Annotated in this window: 22 protein-coding genes and 1 pseudogene; 15 read left to right on the plus strand and 8 right to left on the minus strand. The window is 69.7% G+C overall.

Annotated features, from left to right (window positions below; all coding sequences use genetic code 11):
• Positions 1 to 20: 20 nt before the first annotated feature.
• Together CHC09_RS05590 and CHC09_RS05595 are read left to right on the plus strand one after the other, a co-directional pair.
• Complete coding sequence (locus CHC09_RS05590) at positions 21 to 911, plus strand: 5-oxoprolinase subunit C family protein (RefSeq protein WP_089291919.1); 891 nt, start codon at positions 21 to 23, stop codon at positions 909 to 911.
• A gap of 113 nt (positions 912 to 1,024) precedes the next feature.
• The gene (locus CHC09_RS05595; RefSeq protein WP_089291920.1) at positions 1,025 to 2,254 is read left to right on the plus strand and encodes a L,D-transpeptidase; all 1,230 of its coding nucleotides are present in this window, start codon (positions 1,025 to 1,027) and stop codon (positions 2,252 to 2,254) included.
• Between the two features lie 152 nt (positions 2,255 to 2,406).
• Here the strand turns inward: CHC09_RS05595 and CHC09_RS05600 are convergent, their stop codons facing one another.
• A complete protein-coding gene (locus CHC09_RS05600; RefSeq protein WP_089292586.1) occupies positions 2,407 to 3,096 on the minus strand; it encodes a GntR family transcriptional regulator in 690 nt (229 codons plus the stop codon).
• A gap of 110 nt (positions 3,097 to 3,206) precedes the next feature.
• Here CHC09_RS05600 and CHC09_RS46120 point away from each other — a divergent pair, with 110 nt between their 5' ends.
• Positions 3,207 to 3,356, plus strand: coding sequence for a hypothetical protein (locus CHC09_RS46120; protein ID WP_179276960.1), 150 nt, complete (start codon positions 3,207 to 3,209; stop codon positions 3,354 to 3,356).
• Here CHC09_RS46120 and CHC09_RS05605 read toward each other — a convergent pair.
• Positions 3,346 to 3,825, minus strand: coding sequence for a nitroreductase family deazaflavin-dependent oxidoreductase (locus CHC09_RS05605; RefSeq protein WP_089291921.1), 480 nt, complete (start codon positions 3,823 to 3,825; stop codon positions 3,346 to 3,348). The genes CHC09_RS46120 and CHC09_RS05605 overlap by 11 nt on opposite strands.
• On the minus strand, positions 3,791 to 5,263 hold the full coding sequence (locus CHC09_RS05610; protein WP_239138215.1) for an MFS transporter: 1,473 nt from the start codon (positions 5,261 to 5,263) through the stop codon (positions 3,791 to 3,793). Before CHC09_RS05610 ends, CHC09_RS05605 begins: the two co-directional genes overlap by 35 nt.
• A gap of 100 nt (positions 5,264 to 5,363) precedes the next feature.
• On the opposite strand from CHC09_RS05610, the gene CHC09_RS05615 reads away from it, so the two are divergent.
• From CHC09_RS05615 to CHC09_RS05630, 4 genes are all read left to right on the plus strand, one after another.
• Positions 5,364 to 5,852 (plus strand): MarR family winged helix-turn-helix transcriptional regulator, encoded by a 489-nt coding sequence (locus CHC09_RS05615; RefSeq protein ID WP_089291922.1) that lies wholly within the window; start codon positions 5,364 to 5,366, stop codon positions 5,850 to 5,852.
• 92 nt (positions 5,853 to 5,944) lie between these two features.
• Positions 5,945 to 8,137, plus strand: a complete 2,193-nt coding sequence (locus tag CHC09_RS05620) for a PAS domain-containing sensor histidine kinase (protein ID WP_089291923.1) — start codon at positions 5,945 to 5,947, stop codon at positions 8,135 to 8,137.
• A 65-nt stretch (positions 8,138 to 8,202) separates the two neighbouring features.
• Positions 8,203 to 8,796 (plus strand): restriction endonuclease, encoded by a 594-nt coding sequence (locus tag CHC09_RS47070; RefSeq protein ID WP_203833075.1) that lies wholly within the window; start codon positions 8,203 to 8,205, stop codon positions 8,794 to 8,796.
• 91 nt (positions 8,797 to 8,887) lie between these two features.
• Positions 8,888 to 9,685 carry a sterol desaturase family protein gene (locus tag CHC09_RS05630; RefSeq protein ID WP_179276961.1) on the plus strand — a complete coding sequence of 266 codons (798 nt, stop codon included), beginning with the start codon at positions 8,888 to 8,890 and terminating at the stop codon, positions 9,683 to 9,685.
• Positions 9,686 to 9,688: 3 nt separating this feature from the next.
• Here CHC09_RS05630 and CHC09_RS05635 read toward each other — a convergent pair whose 3' ends face one another.
• Positions 9,689 to 10,828, minus strand: coding sequence for a hypothetical protein (locus CHC09_RS05635; protein WP_089291925.1), 1,140 nt, complete (start codon positions 10,826 to 10,828; stop codon positions 9,689 to 9,691).
• 90 nt (positions 10,829 to 10,918) lie between these two features.
• On the opposite strand from CHC09_RS05635, the gene CHC09_RS05640 reads away from it, so the two are divergent.
• The 3 genes from CHC09_RS05640 to CHC09_RS05650 all read left to right on the plus strand — a co-directional run bounded on the left by CHC09_RS05640 (position 10,919) and on the right by CHC09_RS05650 (position 13,240).
• Positions 10,919 to 11,506 carry a DUF4332 domain-containing protein gene (locus tag CHC09_RS05640; RefSeq protein ID WP_203833074.1) on the plus strand — a complete coding sequence of 196 codons (588 nt, stop codon included), beginning with the start codon at positions 10,919 to 10,921 and terminating at the stop codon, positions 11,504 to 11,506.
• Positions 11,503 to 12,519 carry an OmpA family protein gene (locus tag CHC09_RS05645; RefSeq protein ID WP_089291927.1) on the plus strand — a complete coding sequence of 339 codons (1,017 nt, stop codon included), beginning with the start codon at positions 11,503 to 11,505 and terminating at the stop codon, positions 12,517 to 12,519. The genes CHC09_RS05640 and CHC09_RS05645 overlap by 4 nt, the downstream gene beginning before the upstream one ends.
• Positions 12,520 to 12,613: 94 nt before the next feature.
• Positions 12,614 to 13,240 (plus strand): DUF6518 family protein, encoded by a 627-nt coding sequence (locus CHC09_RS05650; protein ID WP_089291928.1) that lies wholly within the window; start codon positions 12,614 to 12,616, stop codon positions 13,238 to 13,240.
• A gap of 97 nt (positions 13,241 to 13,337) precedes the next feature.
• On the opposite strand, the gene bfr is transcribed toward CHC09_RS05650, so the two are convergent.
• Positions 13,338 to 13,820 carry a bacterioferritin gene (gene bfr, locus CHC09_RS05655; protein WP_089291929.1) on the minus strand — a complete coding sequence of 161 codons (483 nt, stop codon included), beginning with the start codon at positions 13,818 to 13,820 and terminating at the stop codon, positions 13,338 to 13,340.
• 54 nt (positions 13,821 to 13,874) lie between these two features.
• Positions 13,875 to 14,063 (minus strand): (2Fe-2S)-binding protein, encoded by a 189-nt coding sequence (locus CHC09_RS05660; RefSeq protein WP_089291930.1) that lies wholly within the window; start codon positions 14,061 to 14,063, stop codon positions 13,875 to 13,877.
• 212 nt (positions 14,064 to 14,275) lie between these two features.
• Between CHC09_RS05660 and CHC09_RS05665 the strand changes: the two genes are divergently transcribed.
• The 4 genes and pseudogenes from CHC09_RS05665 to CHC09_RS05680 all read left to right on the plus strand — a co-directional run bounded on the left by CHC09_RS05665 (position 14,276) and on the right by CHC09_RS05680 (position 17,568).
• Entirely contained in the window at positions 14,276 to 15,646 is a 1,371-nt protein-coding gene (locus CHC09_RS05665; protein ID WP_089291931.1) for a glycoside hydrolase family 6 protein, read from the plus strand.
• 293 nt (positions 15,647 to 15,939) lie between these two features.
• On the plus strand, positions 15,940 to 16,713 hold the full coding sequence (locus CHC09_RS05670) for a S1 family peptidase (protein WP_239138214.1): 774 nt from the start codon (positions 15,940 to 15,942) through the stop codon (positions 16,711 to 16,713).
• A gap of 275 nt (positions 16,714 to 16,988) precedes the next feature.
• Positions 16,989 to 17,165, plus strand: a pseudogene (locus CHC09_RS05675) (IS5 family transposase); the annotation flags it as partial.
• Between the two features lie 145 nt (positions 17,166 to 17,310).
• Positions 17,311 to 17,568, plus strand: coding sequence for a hypothetical protein (locus CHC09_RS05680; protein WP_239138212.1), 258 nt, complete (start codon positions 17,311 to 17,313; stop codon positions 17,566 to 17,568).
• A 27-nt stretch (positions 17,569 to 17,595) separates the two neighbouring features.
• Here CHC09_RS05680 and CHC09_RS05685 read toward each other — a convergent pair whose 3' ends face one another.
• Positions 17,596 to 17,919: a metalloregulator ArsR/SmtB family transcription factor gene (locus CHC09_RS05685; protein WP_203833073.1), complete on the minus strand. Its 324-nt coding sequence runs from the start codon at positions 17,917 to 17,919 to the stop codon at positions 17,596 to 17,598.
• Between the two features lie 773 nt (positions 17,920 to 18,692).
• Between CHC09_RS05685 and CHC09_RS05690 the strand changes: the two genes are divergently transcribed.
• Positions 18,693 to 19,109: a hypothetical protein gene (locus tag CHC09_RS05690; RefSeq protein WP_089291933.1), complete on the plus strand. Its 417-nt coding sequence runs from the start codon at positions 18,693 to 18,695 to the stop codon at positions 19,107 to 19,109.
• A 459-nt stretch (positions 19,110 to 19,568) separates the two neighbouring features.
• On the opposite strand, the gene CHC09_RS05695 is transcribed toward CHC09_RS05690, so the two are convergent.
• The gene (locus CHC09_RS05695) at positions 19,569 to 20,543 is read right to left on the minus strand and encodes a cytochrome P450 (RefSeq protein WP_239138211.1); all 975 of its coding nucleotides are present in this window, start codon (positions 20,541 to 20,543) and stop codon (positions 19,569 to 19,571) included.
• Between the last annotated feature and the right edge of the window lie 416 nt (positions 20,544 to 20,959).

Genomic DNA, 20,959 nt, shown 5'->3' on the forward strand with positions numbered 1-20,959 from the left:
GCTAGCTCAGTTGTCAGCTCATGGTGGCGCCGGAGCGCAGCGGAGGTGACGCCGTGAGCGAGTTGGAGGTGGTGCGCGCCGGGGTGCGGACCACGGTTCAGGACCTCGGGCGGCCCGGGTTCGCCCACCTCGGCGTGCCGCGCTCCGGCGCCGCCGACGCGGGCGCGCTGCGGCTGGCGAACCGGCTGGCCGGCAACCCACCCGGCGCCGCGGGGCTGGAAATCCTGCTCGGCGGCGCGCGGCTGCGGGCCACCCGCGCGCTCACTCTCGCGGTCACCGGCGCACCCTGCGTGGTCACGGTCGGCGGCCGGCCCGCAGACCCGGGTCTGCCGCTCGCCGTGCCGGCCGGCGCGCTCGTCACCATCGGGCCGGTGACCGCCGGGCTGCGCGTCTATCTGGCCGCGGGCGGCGGGATCGCGGTGCCTCCGGTGCTGGGCAGCCGGTCCACCGACACGCTCTCCGGCCTCGGCCCCGATCAGGTGCGGGACGGCGACGTCCTCCCGATCGGTCCGGTGACCGCGCGGCCACCCGGCGTGGACCTCGCGCCCTACCCGCCGCCCGCCGGCGAGCTGCGGCTGCGCGTGTGGCTCGGACCGCGTGCCGACTGGTTCACCCCGTCCGCACTCGCGACGCTGTTCACGGCGGCCTATCGGGTGTCGCCCGAGACGGACCGGGTCGGCGCCCGACTGACCGGCCCGGCGCTGACCCGCGCGATCGACGGCGAGCTACCCAGCGAGGGGCTGGTGCTCGGCGCGATCCAGGTGCCGGCGGACGGCCAGCCGCTGATCTTCCTCGCCGACCATCCGACGACCGGTGGCTATCCGGTGGCCGGCGTGGTCGACCCGGCCGACATCGACCTGCTCGGCCAGGCCCGGCCGGGGACCGTGATCAGCTTCGTTGCGGCGGCATAGTAATGTCTCGTCAAATTTGATCGAATCGGCAGGCAACTTTTCGGGCCTCGGCCGCGTCATGTCATATACGGCCATCATGGGCACGGCCGAGACCCCCCTCGATTGCGAGAGCCATGATTCAGCGACGCAAGGTCATCATCGGCACGATCGGCGCGGCCGCCGCCGCCGCGACCGCCGGTGGTTCCGCGCCGGGTACGGCGAACGCCAGCATCCAGGTCGCGGCCGAGCAGGCGGGCACCGTCCCGCCGCCGCCCGCACCGGTCCTGCTGAACGTGGTTCCGGCGAGCGGCGCCACCGGGGTGTCCCCGGCGAAACCGATCGTCGTCACCGTCGAGAGCGGCACCCTGCGGTCGGTCACCGTCACCGCCGGCAAGACGGAGATCGACGGCTCCCTGCAGGCCGATGGCTCCTGGCAGTCCAGCGACGACCTCGCCTACGGTAAGTCGTACAAGGTGACCGCGACGGCGGTCGACAGCTCGGGCGCGCCGACCGAGAAGACCTCCACCTTCAAGACGATGCAGCCGAGCCACGTCGTCAAGACCACGTTCCGGGTCAACGCGATGACCTCGATGAAGGCCGGCCACACCTACGGCGCCGGGCAGCCGGTGATCATCTCGTTCAGCCGCGCCGTCGACAAGAAGGTCGCGGAGAAGGCGATCGACATCACGACCTCGCCGTCGGTCGAGGGCAAGTTCTACTGGTCGAGCGACACGACCGTGCACTGGCGGCCGGCGAAGTACTGGGCCAAGGGCACGAAGATCAAGGTCAACGTCAATACGCTCGGCGTCCGGCTCGGCAAGGGGCTGTACGGCGAGAAGAACGCGTCGACGCACTTCAACATCGGGCGCCAGCTGATCGCGATCGCCGACAACCGGTCGCACCTCACCAAGGTCTACGTCGACGGCAAGCTGGTTCGCACCATGAAGAGCAGCTTCGGCAAGGGCGGCGGCACCACCGGTGCGAACGGCCAGCGGATCAGCTACTGGACGGCCGGCGGTCCGCACGTCGTGCTCTCCAAGGAGCGCAAGCACTCGATGAGCTCGGCGAGCTACGGCATCACCGACCCCAACGACCCGAACTACTACGACTCCCCCGACATCGAGTTCTGCACCCGGATCACCTACTCGGGCGAGTTCCTGCACGCCGCCCCGTGGAACGGCTCGCTGGGCCGGGCGAACCTCTCGCACGGCTGCGTCAACCTGAGCACCTCCGACGCCAGGTGGGTCTACGAGAACTTCCTGCTCGGCGACGTCGTCGACGTCACGCACAGCCCGCGGAAGCTGCACATCTCGAACGGTCTCGGCGACTGGACGGTCCCCTTCGACAAGTACGGCCGCGACTGAACCTCCGGACCGTCCGGGGGCGCGACCGCTTCAACCATTCCTCCGGTACGACCGATGGAGCTCCGTGGTCGGGCCTCTCGGCCGAGCACCGTGACGGTCTCGCGCGGCGTCTGTGCCGCACCGGGCCGCCACGGCGCGCCGAGGCCCGGCGGTCAGGCCACGGCCGAGTACGCGGCGAGCAGCCGCGCCTCCGCGTCGTCGAAGTAACTTTGCAGCGCCCGCTCGGCCGCGGGCGCGTCGCCCGCGGCCAGCAGCCGGTGAAGCGCGCGGTTCGCGGCCAGATAGGGCTCGTGCAGCTGCCGCGAATCGGGCACGACCAGGAACACCAGCCGCAGCTCGGCCAGCAGCGCCCGGACCGTCCCGGCCACCCGGCGGCTGCCGGACAGGTCGGCGATCGCCTGGTGGAACCGCATGTTCGCGGTGCCGACCGCGACCCAGTCGCCACGTGCCGCCGCCTCGTCGGCCGCCTCGATCGCCGCGCCCACCCGGGCCACCGCCTCCGGTGGCACGGCCGCCAGGTTCCGCAGCGCCCCGCACTCCAGGATGCGCCGGATCGCGTACAGGTCCCGGAGGTCCTCGCTGCTCAGCAGCCGCACGAAGACGCCCCGGTTGAGCTGGTGCTCGAGCAGTCCCTCGTGGGAGAGCAGCCGGAACGCCTCCCGCAGCGTGTTGCGCGAGACGCCCAGCGCGGCTCGCAGGCTCTCCTCGCTCAGCCGGGTGCCGGGCCGGAACACGCCCTCGGTGATCCGCTGCCGCAGGAGGTCCGCCACCCGCTCGGCCGTGCTGCCACGGTCGAGCAGCGCCCGATCCCCCGCCAGCCGGTCACCCCACTCGTCGGTCACGCCGGAATCGTAGAACAATCCGTTGCCCACCACCGGTTAGGCGCCACCGCACGCGAGACAGGCGTCATCGAGCGCGATCGAGCATCTTTTCGCGGCATCACGGTGATCCCGTGACCGGGGCGACCTCCGCCCCCACCACGACCGCGGCGGCCATTGCGGCCGCCGCCGGGCACGTCTGGGTGGTGACCCGCGCCGGCGGCGCGGCGGTCGCCGTCTACGAGGCGGCGACCGCCGCGCCCGGCCTAGCGATCATCCGCTGACGGTGACGCCCGGGCCCCTCTCCGCGTCCGGTCCGGGCTCGAGGCGGTGCAGCACCACGACCGGGATCCGGCGGGTGGTCCGCGCCTGGTAGTCGGCGAAGGCGGGCTGCTGCTCCACCACCTTCGCGAAGAGCCGATCGAGCTCCTCACCCTCGGCGAGGACAGCCGTCGCGCGGTACCGGTCCGTGCCCACCTCGACGGTGACCACCGGGTCACGCCGGATGTTGTGGAACCAGCCCGGGTTCTTCGGGCCGCCCATCGCCGAGGCCACCATGACCGGCTTCCCGTCGACCTCCAGATAGGCGAGCGGCACCGTGCGCTCCAGGCCGGTCCGGGCGCCGGTGGTGGTCAGCAGGGCCAGCCGGGCGTCCTGGAACATGCCACCGACTCTGCCGCCGTTCTCGCGGAATTCCTCGATGAGGCGCCGCTGGAACTCATTGACGTCGAAGTTCTCGTACGTTTCCGTCATGTACTCCCCATCCCTGATCGTGTTCGGTGTCTTGATTGAACTGCAACGTCAGCTGCCGCGTGGGTAGCAGCAGGCTGACGGCGGCGATGGCCAGGGCGACTCCGGCCGCCAGGCCGAAGACCAGCTCGTACCCCGAGGCCAGCGCCGCCGGTGCGGGGCTCGCGCCGGCCCGGGCGGCGGCCACGGTCGCGTACACCGCCAGTGCCACCGCACCGCCGACCTGACCGGCGGCGTTCGCCACGCCACCGACGATCCCGGCGTCGCCCGGCTCGACCCCGGCGGTCGCCGACGCCATCAGCGTCGGGAACACCAGCCCGATGCCGACCGCGACGAGCAGCGTCGGACCCAGCACGCCGGTCACGTAATGGCTGCCGGCGCCGGCCTGCGAGAGCCAGCCGAACCCGGCCACGAAACCGGCGCACCCGGCCAGGATCAGCGGCCGGACACCGGTCCGGGACAGCCGGCCGGCGGCGAGCCGGGCGACCACCACGAACGTGACCGCGGCGGGTGTCTGCCCGAGCCCGGCGGCGAGCGCGCTGAAGCCCAGCACGTTCTGCATGAGCAGCGACGAGAAGAACCACATCGCGACGGCGACGCCCCCGAACAGCACGAGCAGCACGTCGCTGACGGCCACACCGCGGTGCTCGAACAGCCGGAAAGGCATCATCGGTGCCGCCGCGAAGTGCTTCTCCACCAGCAGGAAGACCGCCAGCAGGAGCGCACCGGCCAGGACCGGGACGAGCACCCGCGCGGATCCCCAGGCGTGTTCGGCGGTCTGCATGACGCCGTAGACCAGCGCCGCCAGACCGGCCGTGCCGGTGACCGCGCCGGCCAGGTCGAGCGACCCCCGGCGGGCGGCCCGCGTCGCGGTCAACGACGTCATCGCCACCGCGACCAGCAGCACCCCGATCGGCACATTGATCAGGAACACCCACCGCCAGGAGAGTCCGGTGGTCAGCACGCCGCCGGCGACCGCGCCGACCATGCCGCCGACCCCGCCCGAGGCGGACCACGCCCCGAACGCCCGGGCTCGCGCCGGCCCCGCCGGGAAGCAGGTGTTGATCACGGCGAGGGTGGCCGGGGCCAGCATCGCACCGCCCAGGCCCTGCATGGCGCGGGCGCCGACCAGCAGCTCCGGGGTGCTCGCCAGCCCCGCGCCCAGGCTCGCCAGGGAGAAGAGGCCCAGCCCGGCCACCAGCACGCGACGACGGCCGAACAGGTCGGCCGCCCGGCCGCCCAGGAGCATGAGACCGGCGAACGCCAGTACGTAGCCGTTCACCACCCAGGCCAGGCCGGCGTCGGTGAACCCGAGGTCCCGCCGCACCGACGGCAACGCGACGTTGATGATCGACACGTCCAGAATGACCATGAACTGGCAGGCGCACGCCAGCGCGAGAACCAGCCGGGCCGCCCGAGTCTCGGTACGGTTCTCGATCACGACCTACCGCCTCCTCGCTGCCGGATAGCATTAGTTACGCGCCTAACGGTTATGCGCATAATCTTATGCGCATAACGAATGCGGTTGTCAAGGAGAGCCCGTGGATCCCGACTACGCCGACGCCCTCAACCAGGCGATCCGCCTGCTCAGCCTGCGCCATCGAGCGCGGGCGGCACAGCTGCTGGCCCCGCTCGGTCTGCACGTCGGCCAGGAGGCGCTGCTCCTGGAACTCGACCGGACCGGCCCGCGCAACCAGGCACAGCTCAGCGACGCGCTCGGCTGCGAGCCGCCCAGCGTCACACTGATGACCCGCAAGCTGGAGGCGGCCGGCCACATCCGGCGCGCACCCGATCCGGCCGACAAGCGCGCCACGATCGTCGCGCTGACCGACAGCGGCAAGGCGCTGGCCGATCAGATCCGGCGACTCTGGGTCACCCTCGCGGAGGAGACGGTGCGGAGCCTGTCCGCCGAGACGGTGGAGCGACTGCCCGCCGTCCTGCAGATCATGACGACCAACGTCGATGGCAAGTCGCCGAACCAGCCTGCGGCCCAATCCGCCCATTCAACAACCGATCGGCCGCTAACGTAATACAAAGTCAGCGGGAGAGGCGCCTCGCCATGTCCGCGAAGCGCTATGCGACCCTGCCTGGTGCGTGAGACTTCCTGCAGGGGAGTAGGGGCATGCGGATGTTGCGTCGAGTTCGTGTCGGCGTGCGGCTCGGCGGCGCCTTCGGAGCGGTCGCGCTGCTGTTGATCATCATGATCGGCGTGGCCGTCGCGACCACCCTCGCGCAGCGGCACGCTGACCAACGGGCGTCCGAATCCGTGGCGTTGCGACATGACGCGATGGTCGCCAAGTTCCGCACGGCCGACTTCAACGGCTGGCAGACCGCGTACGCGTTCGACACGATCCGGGGCGTGCCGGAAGCCACCGACGACACCGTGGGGACGCGGGCGAAGTTCCTGGCCTCGACGGCCGCCTTCCAGCAGGATCTCACCCGGCTCGCGTCCCACCAGCTCACCTCGACCGAACGGCAGCAGGTGACCACCGCCGAGAACGCCTTCACCCGCTTCATGGAGGTCGACGCGCGGATCGTATCCGGATACCGGACCGGCACCTCCGCCTCGATCGCGGCGTCCAACGACCTGGTCTCCGGTGAGGCGCTGTACTGGTTCGACCAAGCCGCCACCGCGGTCGATCAGCTCGCCGCCCAGGCGGAGGCCGACACCAACGCGGACGCCGCCGCGGCAGACACGACGAGCAACAGAGGGCTGCAGCTCATGGTCGTGTCCGGCGTCATATGTCTCGGGATCACCGCGGTGCTGGGCTGGCTGACAACCCGCATGATCACGAACGCGGCTCGCAACCGGGCGATCCTGGCCGCGATCGTCGAGCAATCCGCCGACGCCACCCTCGCGGTCACTCTCGACGGAACCATCACGACCTGGAACAGCGGCGCCGAGCGCGTCTACGGCTACACCGCCGACGAGGTCCTCGGCCATTCGGTGAAGATGCTGCTGCTGCCCGACCGCGAAGCCCTGCTCGCCTCCGTACTCGCTGATCTGGCCGCGGGCCGCCAGTTTCAATACGAGGAGGCGCCTCGGCTGCGCAAGGACGGCAGCGAGATCTTCGTATCGGCCCTGCTCGGGCCGCTCTGCGACGACGACGGGAGGATCATCGGTGGCGCCGCCACCGAGCGCGACATCACCGCCCGCAAGCAACGCGAGGCCGAGCAGAAGATCGCCGACCAGCATGCGGCGATCGCCACCCGGCTGGAGAGCCTCGGCCTGCTCGCCAGCGGGGTGGCACACGACTTCAACAACATGCTGGCCATCATTCTCAACTGCACGGAGTTCGTCGCCGAGGACACCGGTGACGAGGTGGCGGAGGACCTGAACCGGATCCGCAACGCCGTCAAACGGGCCCGGGAGCTGACCAGTCAACTACTGGTGTTCGCCAAACGGGAACCGACCCAGGTCGAGATCGTCGACCTCAACGTGGTCGTCACGGACGCCACCGACCTGTTGCGCCGCTCCATCGGGGCCAACATCACGCTGAACAGCCAGACCTGCTCCGGTGCCCTGCCGGTGCGAGCCAACCGCGGCCGGCTCGACCAGATCCTGCTCAACCTCGTCGTCAACGCCCGCGACGCGATGCCCGACGGTGGAGCCGTGACCATCACGACCGGCATCACCGAGGTGCCCGAGGACCCGGCCCGGAACCTGTCGGCGGGGCGTTACGCCGAACTGGCGGTCAGCGACAACGGCACCGGCATGAGTGCGGAGGTCAAGGACCGCCTCTTCGAGCCCTTCTTCACCACCAAGCCGGCCGACAAGGGCACCGGCCTCGGCCTCGCCACCGTCTACGGCATCGTCGGCGACGCCGGCGGCACGATCACCGTGGACTCCACGCTCGGCGTCGGCACCACCTTCCGGATCCTGTTGCCCGTCGTCGTCCACCCGGCCGGCGCCGAGGCCGAAACTCCGGAGACACCCGAATCCGGATGCGGCGAACACATCCTGATCATCGAGGACGAGGACACCGTACGCGAGCTCGTGGTCCGGATCCTGAACCGGAACGGCTACCGCGCGACCGCGGTCGGCGACGCCGACTCCGCCCTCCGCATGGACCTGGACGACATCGCCCTGTCCGTCATCGACATGAACCTTCCGGACCGGCCCGGCCGGGCCATCGCCGCCGAGCTGCAGATTGCACACCCCGCCCTGCCCGTACTGTTCATAACCGGTCAGGGCGACGATTCAGCCGATCCCACGACTGACGCGAACGGAGCGACCCGCATCGTGTACAAGCCGTTCACCGCCGCCGAACTGCTCAGCAACGTCGCCACAGCGCTCCAGACCGCGGGAGCCTGAACCCGGGATGTCGTACCGCTCGCTTACCGTGGTCGGCAGGGAGCGGGCGGACGAAAGGGATCGGGGTGCCTCGACGCAGACGCCGGCGCCGCAAGGGCCGGCACGACGGTTCGCTAACCGTCCTCGGTGGACTCGGGCTGCTCGCACTGTTGACGCTGCTGGTGCGGCAGGCGCAAGCGCACCCGGTGGCGGCGACGCTGATCGCGGTGGGGCTCGCCGCGGTGGCGGCGGCCGGGGTGTCCGTGTGGGTGAGCGGCCGCCGCCGGATCGCCGGGCACGAGCGGGAGGTCGCGGTCACCGACGGCATGTCCGGCGACCAGTTCGAGCACTTCACCGCGCGCTTGATGCGGGCCAGCGGCTTCCGCCGGGTCGAGGTGGTGGGCGGCAGCGGCGACATGGGCGCCGACGTGTTCGCCTACACACCGGACGGCCGCCGCGTCGTCGTACAGTGCAAGCGGTTCGCGGGAAACCTGGGCAGCCCACACGTGCAGCGGTTCGCCGGCACGGCCCGCGACATCCACGGCGCTGACGTGGCCCTGCTGGTGACCACGGGCCGGCCCACCGCGCAGGCCCGCGAGGTCGCGCTGCGCTGCCGGATCACCCTGATCGACCGCCCCGCCCTGGCGGAGTGGCTCACCACCCGATCCCTCGACTGCTGACGCCGCCGGGCGGGGATTTGTGTTCGAGCACCGGCCGCAGCAAGATGCTGAGGCTTCGTGTCGGCCGGCTTGAGGGATGATGATCGATGACTTGGCGACGGCCGTGACCGGCCTGCTCGAGCTTCTCGAGACGCTGCATCCGGGCTGGTTCGCACTGCTGGCCCTCGCGGAGAACGTCGTTCTGGTCGGGCTGGGTGCCCTGCTCGGGCACGGGGCGTTGCGGCTGCCGGGTGCGCGGCGCCTCACGCCGGATCCGGGCCCGGTGAGCACGCTCGAACTCGCGCTGGTCGCCGGCACGACGGTGCTGAACACCGTGATCACCGTCGCCGGCTGGTGGCTGTGGAAGGCCGACGTCATCGTCCTGCGCACCGACCTCGGCCTCGGATCGATCGCCGAGCTCGCGGTGCTGGTCATGGTCATGGACGTGCTGATGTACGCCGGGCACGCGACGGTCCATCTTCGTGCGCTGTTCCCCTGGGTGCACCGGCTGCACCACGTCTTCGCCGACGCTCGCCCCATCACCCTGTTCGCCCTGCATCCGCTGGAGGCGATCGGTTTCGGGGCGATGTGGCTGCTGGTCCTCGCCGCCCACCCGTTCTCGATCTGGGCGCTGGCCGCCTACACGGTGCTCAACCTCGTCTTCGGCATCCTCGGCCACCTCGGGGTGGAGCCGCTGCCCCCACCCGTACGCCGCAATGCGGTCTTCCGATGGGTCGCCACGCCGACCATGCACGTCGGGCACCACGCCGATCCGCGCTACAACCTGGGCTTCTACACCACCGTCTGGGACCGCCTGTTCGGAACCCTGGAACCCGGCTACGACGTCCGGCGGACCGCCCTCACCCCCGAGCCCTACCGCAGCGAACCGCGACAGTCCCCGACCCGATGATCATTACGGCGAGCAGGTCCACACCAGGCTGAGGTAGACGCCGTAGCCCGCGGAGACCAGCGTCAGCAGCCCCAGCACCACTCCGGTCGCCGGGCGGCGGGCCTTCGACAGGGCGGCGGCGATCGGGAGCAGCAGCGGGAAGGCCGGGATCAGCAGCCGGGCCTTCGAGTTGTAGTAGCTGTCGCCGAAGAACGCCATGGCCAGGATCAGCGCGGAGTAGACCGTCAGCTGCCACGGCACCCGATCGGTGACCAGGAGGATCAGCAGGGCGAAGGCCACGGCGACGACCAGCGTGACCACGTACAGGGCCAGCGGTGACGCCTCGGTCAACAGGACGTACGCGCTCCGCACCGTGTACTGCCCGAGGTCGTACGACATCTTCCAGGCTTCGTTCTGCAGATGCAGGTAGCCGTCGGCCCGGTCCACCCGGTGCCCGACCCAGGCGAGGTAGCCGAGCAGGCCGAGCGGCGCGACCGCCCCGGCCACCCACGGCCGCCAGCCGTCGCGACGCCGCACGACGGCGGTGAGCACGGTCAGCTCGAGCACCGCGATCAGCGCGGACCCGGTCGGCCGGGTCGACCCGGCCAGCAGGCAGAGCAGACCGGCGGTGATCCAGTTGCGGCGCAGCATCGCGAACAGCGACCAGGCGGCGAGCGCCGTGAACAGCGTCTCGGTGTAGCCCATCGACTCGATGAACGCGTGCGGAAGCACCGCCCACAGCGCCGCGAGCAGGATCCCCGTGCCGCGATCGCGCAGGTGGGCGCCGATCGCGTACAGGCCCCACGCCGCGGCGAGCCCCGCCAGCCAGGAGATCGCTATGCCGGCCGCGCCCGGTCCGCCCGGCAGCACCGGGTCGGCGGCCGCGATCAGGCCGGGAAAGAGCGGGAAGAACACCAGGTTGGTCATGGCCAGGCCGCCGTCCGGCTTCAACGGGATCGCGGTGTCGTAGCCGTGTCGCACGATGCCGGCGTACCAGCCCGCGTCATAGCCACCCAGCAGCTGCGGCAGGCCGCGACGCCGGTCGATCGCGAACGCCCAGACGACGCCGACGCCGAGGACGCGCAGGACGGCGTACGACGCGATCGCCGGCCACGCCCCGCGGACGCCGAACCGGGGTTCCGGCGCTTCAGCCGACCCGGACAATTGCCCTGTTCTTCCACAGCGACAAAGAGCCTGAAAAGGCATTCATTCCGTAGCCGACCCCCTACCCGCTGCGCATTTTACCAAATGCAAATGAAGCTATATCCTTTTCATGTAACGGCTCCCGGACGCGGGAAATCCGGCACCGCACGCTATCCACGAACGCCTTTGCATGCAGGGCATTCAGTCGCGGTTTCCCGTCTGTTCGACGGCGCTTTCTGGCGCCCGTTTCCGGAGGTCATGGTGGTCTGGTTCATCGGCCAGTCGCTCGTCTTCATCCTGCTCGCGTTCGTTCTCGGCATCATTGTAGGCCGCCTCACCGCGCGCCGAGGCAAGCTCGAGGAAACCATTTCATCAGCCCCGGCTAAATCGAACGGAGCCGCCGGAGAAAAGGCCGCGAAGCCGGGTGAAACAGCGGACGAAGAACTGGAGCGGATCGAGGGCATCGGCCCTAAGATGGCCGACGCACTCAGGGCGGCCGGCATTCGCACGTTCGCTCAGCTCGCCGACACGGACGACGACACCAAACGCCGAGCCGTGAACGCCGCGGGCATGACGTTCGCGCCGAGCCTCGTCACCTGGAGCCGTCAGGCACGCCTTCTCGCCGACGGCGACGAGGAAGCCTTTGCCGAGCTCACCGCCCGCCTGATCGCCGGCCGCGACACGGAGGTCGCCCGATGACGACGACCGCCGCCCACCCCAAGCGCCGGATCTGGCTGGCCGCACTGGTCGCCGTGCTCGGGCTGACCGGGATCGTCGCCGGGCAGGCCGGACCGAACCGGCACCGGATCGAGAACGACCTCGCCCACCGCTCCGTCCAGGCGCTCGCCGCCGCCGGGCAGGACGACGCCCGGGTCTCCTTCGCCGGGCGTGACGCCCTGGTGGTGACCGGTTCCCCGGCCGAGGCCGATCAGGTCCGGACGATCGTGGCGGCCGTGACCGGGGTCCGCGCGGTCCACGTCTCGGTCGAGGCCGCGGAGGTGGCCCGCACCCCGGCGGCCGTGCTGCTCGCCGCGTCCGGCGAGCGGGCCGTGCTGACCGGCACGGTTCCCACCGCCGAGATGCGAACCACGCTGCGCGACGCCGCCGACGCGGCGTTCGGCGCGGGCGTGGTCGACGACCGGCTCACGGTCGCCGGCACGGTCGCCGCCGACAACGCGCTCTCGGCGTTGCCCGCCCTGTTGCGGTCGCTGCCGGCCGGCGTCCCTGATCTGTCCGTACGACTGGAGGCCGGTGCCCTGACCCTCAGCGGGACGGCGCCGTCCGAGGCCGCGCGCACCGCCCTGACCACGGCGGCCGGGCGCACCGGCGTCCCGGTCACGGACCGGATGACCGTCGCCGCCCTGCAGCCGCGCCTGTCCGCCGTGGCCCCGCTGACGTTCCGCACCGGCAGCGCCGAGCTGACCCCGGCCTCCCGGAAGTCGCTACGCCAGATCGCCGACCTGCTGACGGCGAATCCGAGCACGGACCTCCGCGTCGAGGGGCACACCGACTCCCGTGGTTCGAGGGCGACGAACCTTCGGGTCAGCCGCGCCCGCGCCGACGCGGTCCGCTCCGGCCTGCTGAAACTCGGCGTGGCCGCGGACCGTCTGAGCACCGTCGGCTACGGCGAGGCGCGTCCGAAGGTCGCCAACGACTCCCCCACCCACCGCGCCGAGAACCGCCGTGTGGAGCTGGCCGTCGTCAAGAGCTGAGACCGCGGGTCGGCCATTCGGCCGATGCGCTGGACGGCCGGCTCCGACCGGGGTCCGATGCGCGGGGGCGCCGAACTTCCTACGATCGGCGCCCATGAAGATCACCCGAAGTGCGGCCCTGGTGGCCCCGGCGACCGGTCTGCTGCTGGGAGTCCTCGACTTCATCTGGATCAAATACGTGCCGTTCCCGTTCGGCGGGCTCGGCAACTCGATCGCGGTGTGGGCGGTGGCGGCGTTCCTGCTCACCCTGCTCAACCGGTGGAGCCTGCCGGTCTCCGCGGCCGCCGCGGCCGGCCAGCTGGTGATCGCTGTCCCGGCGTACTACCTGGCCGCGACGATCATCCAGCACGACGACCTGTCGAACCTGTACGACGCCAACGCCGTACTGTGGATGATCCTCGGGGTTGTGGCGGGTCTGGTCTTCGGCGCCGGAGGCGCCCTGGCCCGTCGCGCGGACGCCCCGCGGCTTCTTCGCGACGCCGCCCTCGCGCTGCCCGGCGCCGTGCTGTTCGCCGAGGCCGTCCTGGAGATCGGCCGCATCGGCGACCCGTCCTACTCGACCGGCAGCCTGGTCGCGTACGTCACCGTGCTGATCGTTCTCGGCCTCGGGACCACCCTGCTGATCACGCCGGCCGCGCATCGCCGCGCCCGGGTCCTGCTGCTCGCGCTGCCGCTGACCGCGCTCGGGTACGCCCTGCTCAGCCTCACCGGCTTCCGGTGAGAGCGGCGACGCCGGTCCTCGTCCGGGTGCCGCCGATCCCGGCGCGGAGCTCGGTGGGTCACCGGCCGGCGGCCCACCGCGCCACTCGCCACGGCGGTCAGCCGGCTTCCGGGTGCTCCGTGACGTTCTGCAGGTAGAGCGCCTCGCCCAGCTTCTCGATCAGGCCGAGCTGGGTCTCCAGGTAGTCGACGTGGTGCTCCTCGTCGGCCAGGATGTCCTCGAAGATCCGGGCCGAGGTGACGTCACCGATCGAACGCATGTACTCCAGCCCGCGGCGCAGCCGGTCGACCGCCTCGACCTCGATCTTCAGGTCGCACTCGAACTGCTCCTTGACCGTCTCGCCGATCCGCAGCGGAGACAGCTTCTGGTAGTTGGGGAGCCCTTCGAGGAACAGGATCCGGTCGGTGAGGACCTCGGCGTGCCGCATCTCGTCGATCGACTCGGCCCTGGTGTGCTTCGCGAGCACGGTGTAACCCCAGTTGTCCTGCATCTTGGAGTGCAGGAAGTACTGGTTGATCGCGGTCAGTTCCGCGGTGAGCTGCTCGTTGAGGAACTCGATGACACGTGCATCGCCTTGCATGCCGAATACCCCCGTAATGTGACCATTCGGGGGTCAGCGTACTGCGCGTAGTGGCTACGCAGCGGACGGTAGTCGCGTGTCGGCGCGCTCCTCCTCGATCAGCTCCTCGATCCGATCAAGGCAACTGCCACAACCGGTGCCGGCTCCACAGGCGTCGCCGATCGCCTCCTCCGTGCGCGCACCGCAGCGGATCGCGGTGCGCACCTGGTGTTCGCGGACCTGGTAACAAATGCAGACGAACATCGGGCGACGACCTTTACTTGGTTAGCCTTACCTTGCTTAGGGTGCCCTAAAACACCTGGTCGCGCAAACTTTTGGGGCACCTCCGAGGAGCAGGGGCGGTTACATCGATGCCCCGCCGAGCGGGGACATCGAGTCGTACTGATTGCTAACGGATGATGACCCCGTTACGTTGGGAGCGCTCCCAGTCGATCCTTCTCCCCGGAAGGAAGCCCATGTCCACTATTTCCCCTCGCGCCAGATGGCTGGCCGCGGCGGCCGCCGGCGCCACCGCCGCGGCCGGCGCACTACTGATCGGCACCGGCACCGCCGAAGCCGGCACGATCAGCGGCACGCTCTACCGCGACACGAACACGGCGGTCGCCCGCTGGGTCGCCGCCAACCCGGGCGACTCCCGCACGGCGGTCATCCGCGACCGGATCGCCAGTCAGCCGGCCTCACACTGGCTCAGCAACTTCAACCTCAGCACGATCGGATCCGAGGTCTCGACGTACGTCAACGCGGCCAACGCCGCCGGTCAGATCCCGGTCCTGACCGCGTACGCCATCCCCAACCGTGACTGCGGCGGCGCCAGCGCCGGCGGCGCACCCGACCTGACGCAATACCAGACCTGGATCAGAGCCGTCGCCGGCGGGCTCGGCAACCGCACCGCGATCATCGTCCTGGAACCGGACTCGATCGCGCTGCAGACCTGCCTGAGCTCCGCCGAGATCACCGCCCGCGGCCAGGCCCTGGCCACCGCCACCCGCACACTGAAGGCGGCGAACCCGAACGCCAAGGTCTACCTCGACGCCGGGCACTCGGCCTGGAACAGCGCCGCCGACCAGGCCGGAAGGCTGGCCGGCGCCGGCGTCGCCGACGCGGACGGCTTCTACACCAACGTGTCGAACTTCAACGCCAACTCGGCCGAGGTCAGCTACGGCAAGGCGATCATCAGCGCCCTGAACGGGCGCGGGATCAGCGGGAAACACTTCGTCGTCGACACCAGCCGCAACGGCGGCGCGTCCGGAGACTGGTGCGGCGACGACAACACCGACCGGCGGATCGGGACCTACCCGACCACGGCGACCGGGGACGGCGACGTCGACGCGTACCTCTGGGTGAAGCCGCCTGGGGAGGCCGACGGATGCCGGTACGCGGCCGGGTCGTTCCAGCCGGACCTCGCGTACAGCCTGGCCAGCAGCGCGCCGAACCCGCCGGTGACCAGCTCACCGACCGCGTCGCCGTCGTCCTCGTCGGCCTCGCCCTCGCCGTCGTCTCCGTCCCCCTCCGCCTCGTCGCCGAACCCGGGCGCCGGCTGCACCGCGACGTTCAAGGTGACCGGTTCGTGGCAGGGCGGGTTCCAGGCGGCGGTCACGGTCACCGCGGGTGGCAAGGCGATCAGCGGGTGGGCTGTGGGGTGGACGCTCGGTAGCGGGCAGTCGATCAGCCAGGTCTGGAACGGCACACTGACCACCAGCGGGACTGCGGTGACGGTACGCAATGTCTCCTGGAACGGGGCGCTTCAGCCCGGGGCGTCTGCGGAATTCGGTCTGATCGCTTCCGGTAGTGCCGTTACGCCCGCGTTGACCTGCACCACCGCGTAGCCGCGCCGACCTGCATCGTCGCGAAGCCGCGCCGACCTGCACCGTTGCGAGGCCGCGCCGATCTGCGGTTTCGCTGACCTGCACGACCGCGAGGCTCCGCCGACCCGCACCACCGCATGACCCCGCTGAACCGCACCACCGCGCAGCCTCGCTGACCTGCACGACCGCGCAGCCTCGCTGAACTGCACCACCGCGCAGCAGAGTGGGCCCCGGCACAACGCCGGGGCCCACTTGTTGCGTATCAGCTATTGTCGATGCGGCTTTGCTCTCAAGTCCGGAGAGGACAAACGACTGTGCGAGGCAGACACCGCTGGGCCATCGCCGCTCTCACCCTCTTCTGCACGCTCGCCGGCACCGCATCACCCGCGCATGCCGTCGCCAATGGCGAGCCCGTGCCGGACGGAAAGTATCGCTTCTCGGTCAAACTGACCATGACCGGCATCCCGACCGCGTCCGGCGGCAAGCGCAACAGCGCCTGCTCCGGTGCCCTGATCGCACCACAGTGGGTGATCACCGCCGGTCACTGTTTCCGGGACGCGAACGGGGTCCGGGTCGAATACCCGGTAGCCGACCTGACCACCGCCACCGTCGCCCGCACCGACCTCACCGGCACCGGCGGCCACGTCCTGAAGGTGATCGCGGTCCGCCAGTCCGCAACCGCCGACGTCTCCCTGGCCCGCCTGGAAAAACCGATCTTCGACGTACGACCGATCCGGCTCGGCACCCGGCCCCCAGAGCTGGGCACGATCCTGCGGGTAACCGGCTACGGCTCCGTGACCAGCACCAACCCGGTACCGTCGACTCGCCTGCGGACCGGCCAGCTGACAGTGCTATCGGTCGCCGACTCGGTCATCGGGCTCCACGGATACGCGCCGCAGCCGGACACCACACCGTGCCCCTACGACTCCGGCGGCCCGTACTTCACCGAACGCGGAAAGCTCGCCCCAATTCTGGCGGGCGTGGTCAGCAACGGTCCAAGCTGCCCGCACACCGGAACCGAGAACGCCGCCCGCACCGACAACATCACCCCCTGGATCCGCTCGGTCATCTGGGGAAAGCATCAATAACCCCGGCGCGAGCTCCCTCTCTCCCCCGGCGTTACGACTCGTCCGCCCCAGACCTGACGGCTCCTCCACACGACACAACCCCTCGACCCCTCAACCTGGGAGGGTGGTTCGAGATCCTTCGGGTTGGTCTATACGTTGAGTCCGTTTGGAGATCGCTCCGCAGGTTCGCTACAGATAGCGATCGCTCGATGGCGTGAAAGATGAATCCCGGTCATGATCGTGCCGCTAGCTTCGGCGTTGGCCGGTCATGGGAGATCGAAAGCCGTACCCCAGCGATCAAGAAGCGATGGATCGTCGAGCAGGTCTACGGCATCCTGATGCCGCACCGCCGCCTGGCCCGCGAATACGAGAGCCGCCCTGAATCGAGCGTGTCTCGCACCCTGTGGGCGTCGATGGCCGGCATGGTCCGCCGGCTTACCGGCACCAGCACCTCGACCTGGCGCAACGCGTAAGGCCCGCCGGTGCACCTCGACACGATCCTCGGCCTGATCGCCGAACGCGAGACCACCGCAGCAGCGACCGCGGGCAGATCACCCTGCTCACAGCCGAACTCACCCACATCGACCGTGACCTGGCGACCTGGCGACCACCCGCACCATGCTGCAGCGCCTCGCCGCGACCGAGTTCACCGCCGACGACCCCACCATCGTCAGCTCCGCCTACCAGCAGATCCTCGCGATCCTGGGCACCGCGACCGTCGGCATACGAGCCAAAGACGTCTGCCTCGCCCTCGGCATCGAGCCTTTACCGAAACACGTCGAGGGCACCCGAGCGAAGCTGAAACGCCTGGTAAACCGCGAGATCGTGACGGAGAGACAGCCCGGAATCTTCACCGTGATCCATAAACGGACCTAACCTCCCGGAACGTCCTCCAAATACCCCTCAGGAACTCTGCTTGCGGCGTTGCCGAACGACAATCTGGTCGGGGCAGACCGTGGACAGAAAGCGGCCCACGCACAGCGCCAGCCGTTCTGGGACCAGTGAGTAATAGATCTTGTTCGCCTCGCGCCGCTCCTGAATCAGACCGGCTGAGCGCAACGTGCTGAGATGGCGGGAGACAGAGGGACCGCTCATGGGGAAGCGCTCGGCGATCCCGCCGGCGGTCAGCTCGCCGTGCCGGAGGTCTTCGAGAATTTGTCGACGCGTGGGATCCGCCAGTGCACGGAACACGCTCGCATCCTCGGCGCCGATCGACATGTCATCCATTTTCGTCCTTAGCAATCTAGCAATCTAGCCAAATAAGCAACTCAATGCACCGAGCATATCCCGCTCGGGCAGGGTTCAGCTCCCAACCGCCTTGAGGCTCTGCGGTGACTCTGCCAACCACCCAAGGCCCGATCGTCTTCGTGCCGCCCAGGCCCCTGCAAGGTCAACAGCGGCTACGTGGACACCTGCGGCTCTGAACGGCGTCGGCACAGTGGCCGGCAGGAAGTTAGGCGTGAAGCTCAAGCCGGCATGGGCGGCCTGTCGGTTGCCAATGAACTGGTCCGTGCCGGCGAAGGATGCGTCAGCCGCGCGGCGGTCGTCGTCCAGCGACGGCCACCCACCGCCGAGTACGTGAACCGGGGAACGCCACATGGCGCCGTTGCGTGTTCGCGTCGCCAGGCGGTCAACAAGGCGCGTCGCGGTCGACATCCGCCGCTCCCGCCTTGCCGGATCACATGCCGGCCAGCGGTTCCGCCGCCGAAGCGGCGCCGCCGCATGCCGCAGCGGGTTCCGGCCAGGGGTGCCGCGCGCCGCCTCCGACGTACCGTGCTTAGCAATGTAGCTTGATAGCTTCATTGCTAAACTGCTATAAACCCTGGCGTGGATGCGTTACCCCGACACCGGCACCGCACGTCGTCCTGGCCACTTGGTGCGCCGCCGGCCGGTGGCGCTGACGGCAGCGCCGGCTTTGCCAGACCGTGCCGGCCGCCGACGCGTTTCTCCGCAGCCGGCGACCTGGCCGCCGGCGATCCGAATCAAGAAAGCGGGTTCTCATGACCGTGACCGCGCCACCCATCATGCTGTGCCGCCAGAAAATCGCCGACGCTCATTGGCTGCTGTGGCTACCGGCACATCTTGGCCCCTACTACGCGTTCAATCTCGCCTTCATCACGGCGGGAACATACCTGGACAGCAGGGGAATGTCGCTCAAGTTGTCGGCGCTCGAGGCCCTGGTCGGCCTGCTCTGGACCCTACCGTTGACTCTCCCCGCCATCCTGGTGAATTTCAGCCTGATGCGTCTGCTCGCCGACGTCTCACCGCGCTGGTTCCGTATCGCCGCCGTGACGTTCGTAGGCGCCCCGCTGCCGCTTCTGGCCTGGTACTCGCAGATGGACCTGATCGGCTATGTCGCCGCCGCTCACGTCGCAACCGCGCTTATTCTCGTACACCCCGGCCGAAAGCTCCGGTGACCACGTCCGCGCACGGACCTGCTCGGCGGCATGGCGGGCGGTAGCTTCACCTTCAGTGATCAGGCCGAAAGTGTCCACGCGGCCGGCGACCGAGGTGCGCTTGGCCCGCCATGCCTCCAGGCACGGACCGATCAGCCCGCTGCTCGTCGGTAACGTCGCTCGGGTACGGCTTTCGACAACCCATGGACCAGCCAACGTCGCAGCCACGAAACCGGTCGTGACCGGGATCCACTTTTTGCGCCATCGAGCAATCGATACCTGTAACAAAGTCGCAGAGCGATCTCCGAACGGACCCGACGCATAGATCAACCGCAAGGATGTCGAACCACCCTCTGACGACTCCTCCACACGACGCAACCGCTCGACCTCCCCCGACTTTGACGGCTCACTCCACCCCGAGCCCGACAGTTCGACCACCCTGATGGGCGGGAGGAGCCTGTTTCCTCAGGCCCTTGAAGGTCAGGCCAAGCGGACCGGGAGCGAGGCGTAGGAAGGAATGAGGACGCTACGGCGGTAGCGCCGACTCTCGATCCGCCACGGGCGGCCGGTCTCCAGAAGTGTCCGCAACAACCCGGAGATCTCGGCGCGGGCCAACGGCGCTCCGAGGCAGAGGTGGCGACCGGCACCGAACCAGAGTTGGCGCTGGTCGGGCTGGTAACCACGGTCCAGGTCGAAGCCACCGGCCGCGTTGTTGGCGGTGTAGGTGAGCATCAGCACCCGCTCCCCCGCCCGCAGCCACCGACCGTCCACCGTGACGTCCGCGGAGACGGCCCGTCCGATCAGCGGCGCCGGCGTCGTCACCCGCAGCCCCTCGCGAACCGCGTCGGGCAAAAGTTCCGGATTGCCGCGAAGCCGATGCTGGGCACCGGTGTCGTGCAGGATCGCAACGGTCCGGGCCATCGCGCTCGCCGCCGTCTCGGTGCCGGCGACCATCAGCAGAGTCGCCAACCCCTCCGCCTGACGCCGCTCCAGGCCCAGTTCACGGCAGCGACCCAGGACCGTCTCCGCCGGCGCACTCCGCCAGGAGTCCGCGACGTTGGCGGTCAACCTGCTCACGATCGCCTTGGCCCTGGCCACGGTCTCCGGCCCGAGACGGGTGGAAGCCGTGGTCCCAAGAGCCAGCGAAGCAAGCTCCTCCCCGGTAGCGAAAATCTCCCGGTACGACTCATCACGGTCGACCACCGCCAGTTGCAGCAGGTCCGCCACGATCCGCCCCACCAGCACCCGCGCCAAATCGGCAACGTCGACGGTCCCGCCACCCCGCAGTTCAGCCCCGGCCCGCGCAAGCCGCGCCCCGATCACCCGGTCGGTCAGCCGACGAGCGCTCTCGTCGGTGAACAGATCGCGGGTCCGGGCACGCAGTTGATGGTGGCCGGGACCATCGAAGATCTCGTACACCCAGTCACCGAGCACCTGAGCCCAGAGATGCCCCACCCCACCCTCACCAAGCAGGCTGAAATGCTCCGGATCGTTGAGAATCCTCCGAGCAGTCAACGGATCAGCGGTGACCCACCCGATCCTCGGCACCCGCCGCAGCCGCCGCACCAGCCGACCCGCGGTAAGCAGCACGGAAAGCCTGGGATGAGCGGCTGCGAGAACACGAAACTCATGACGCCCGGCGGTGTCCATCACCCCGCCATCATGACCTCATCCGACGCTCCAATCGCACCCCTCACGCAGCATGAACCGAGACGCCCAGCATCCGCCGGCCCAGCACCCCAGCCACCAGGCAGAGCCGCCGACCACGAGCCAGAGCCATCCAGCACTCCCAGCCCAGCACCAAGCCCAGTCAGCAGCCCAGCAACAGGTCCAAGCTCAGGCATCGGCCCAGCACCAGGCCCACGCGCCGA

Origin of the sequence: Actinoplanes regularis (genome assembly GCF_900188005.1) — a bacterium.
GTDB classification, from domain to species: domain Bacteria; phylum Actinomycetota; class Actinomycetes; order Mycobacteriales; family Micromonosporaceae; genus Actinoplanes; species Actinoplanes regularis.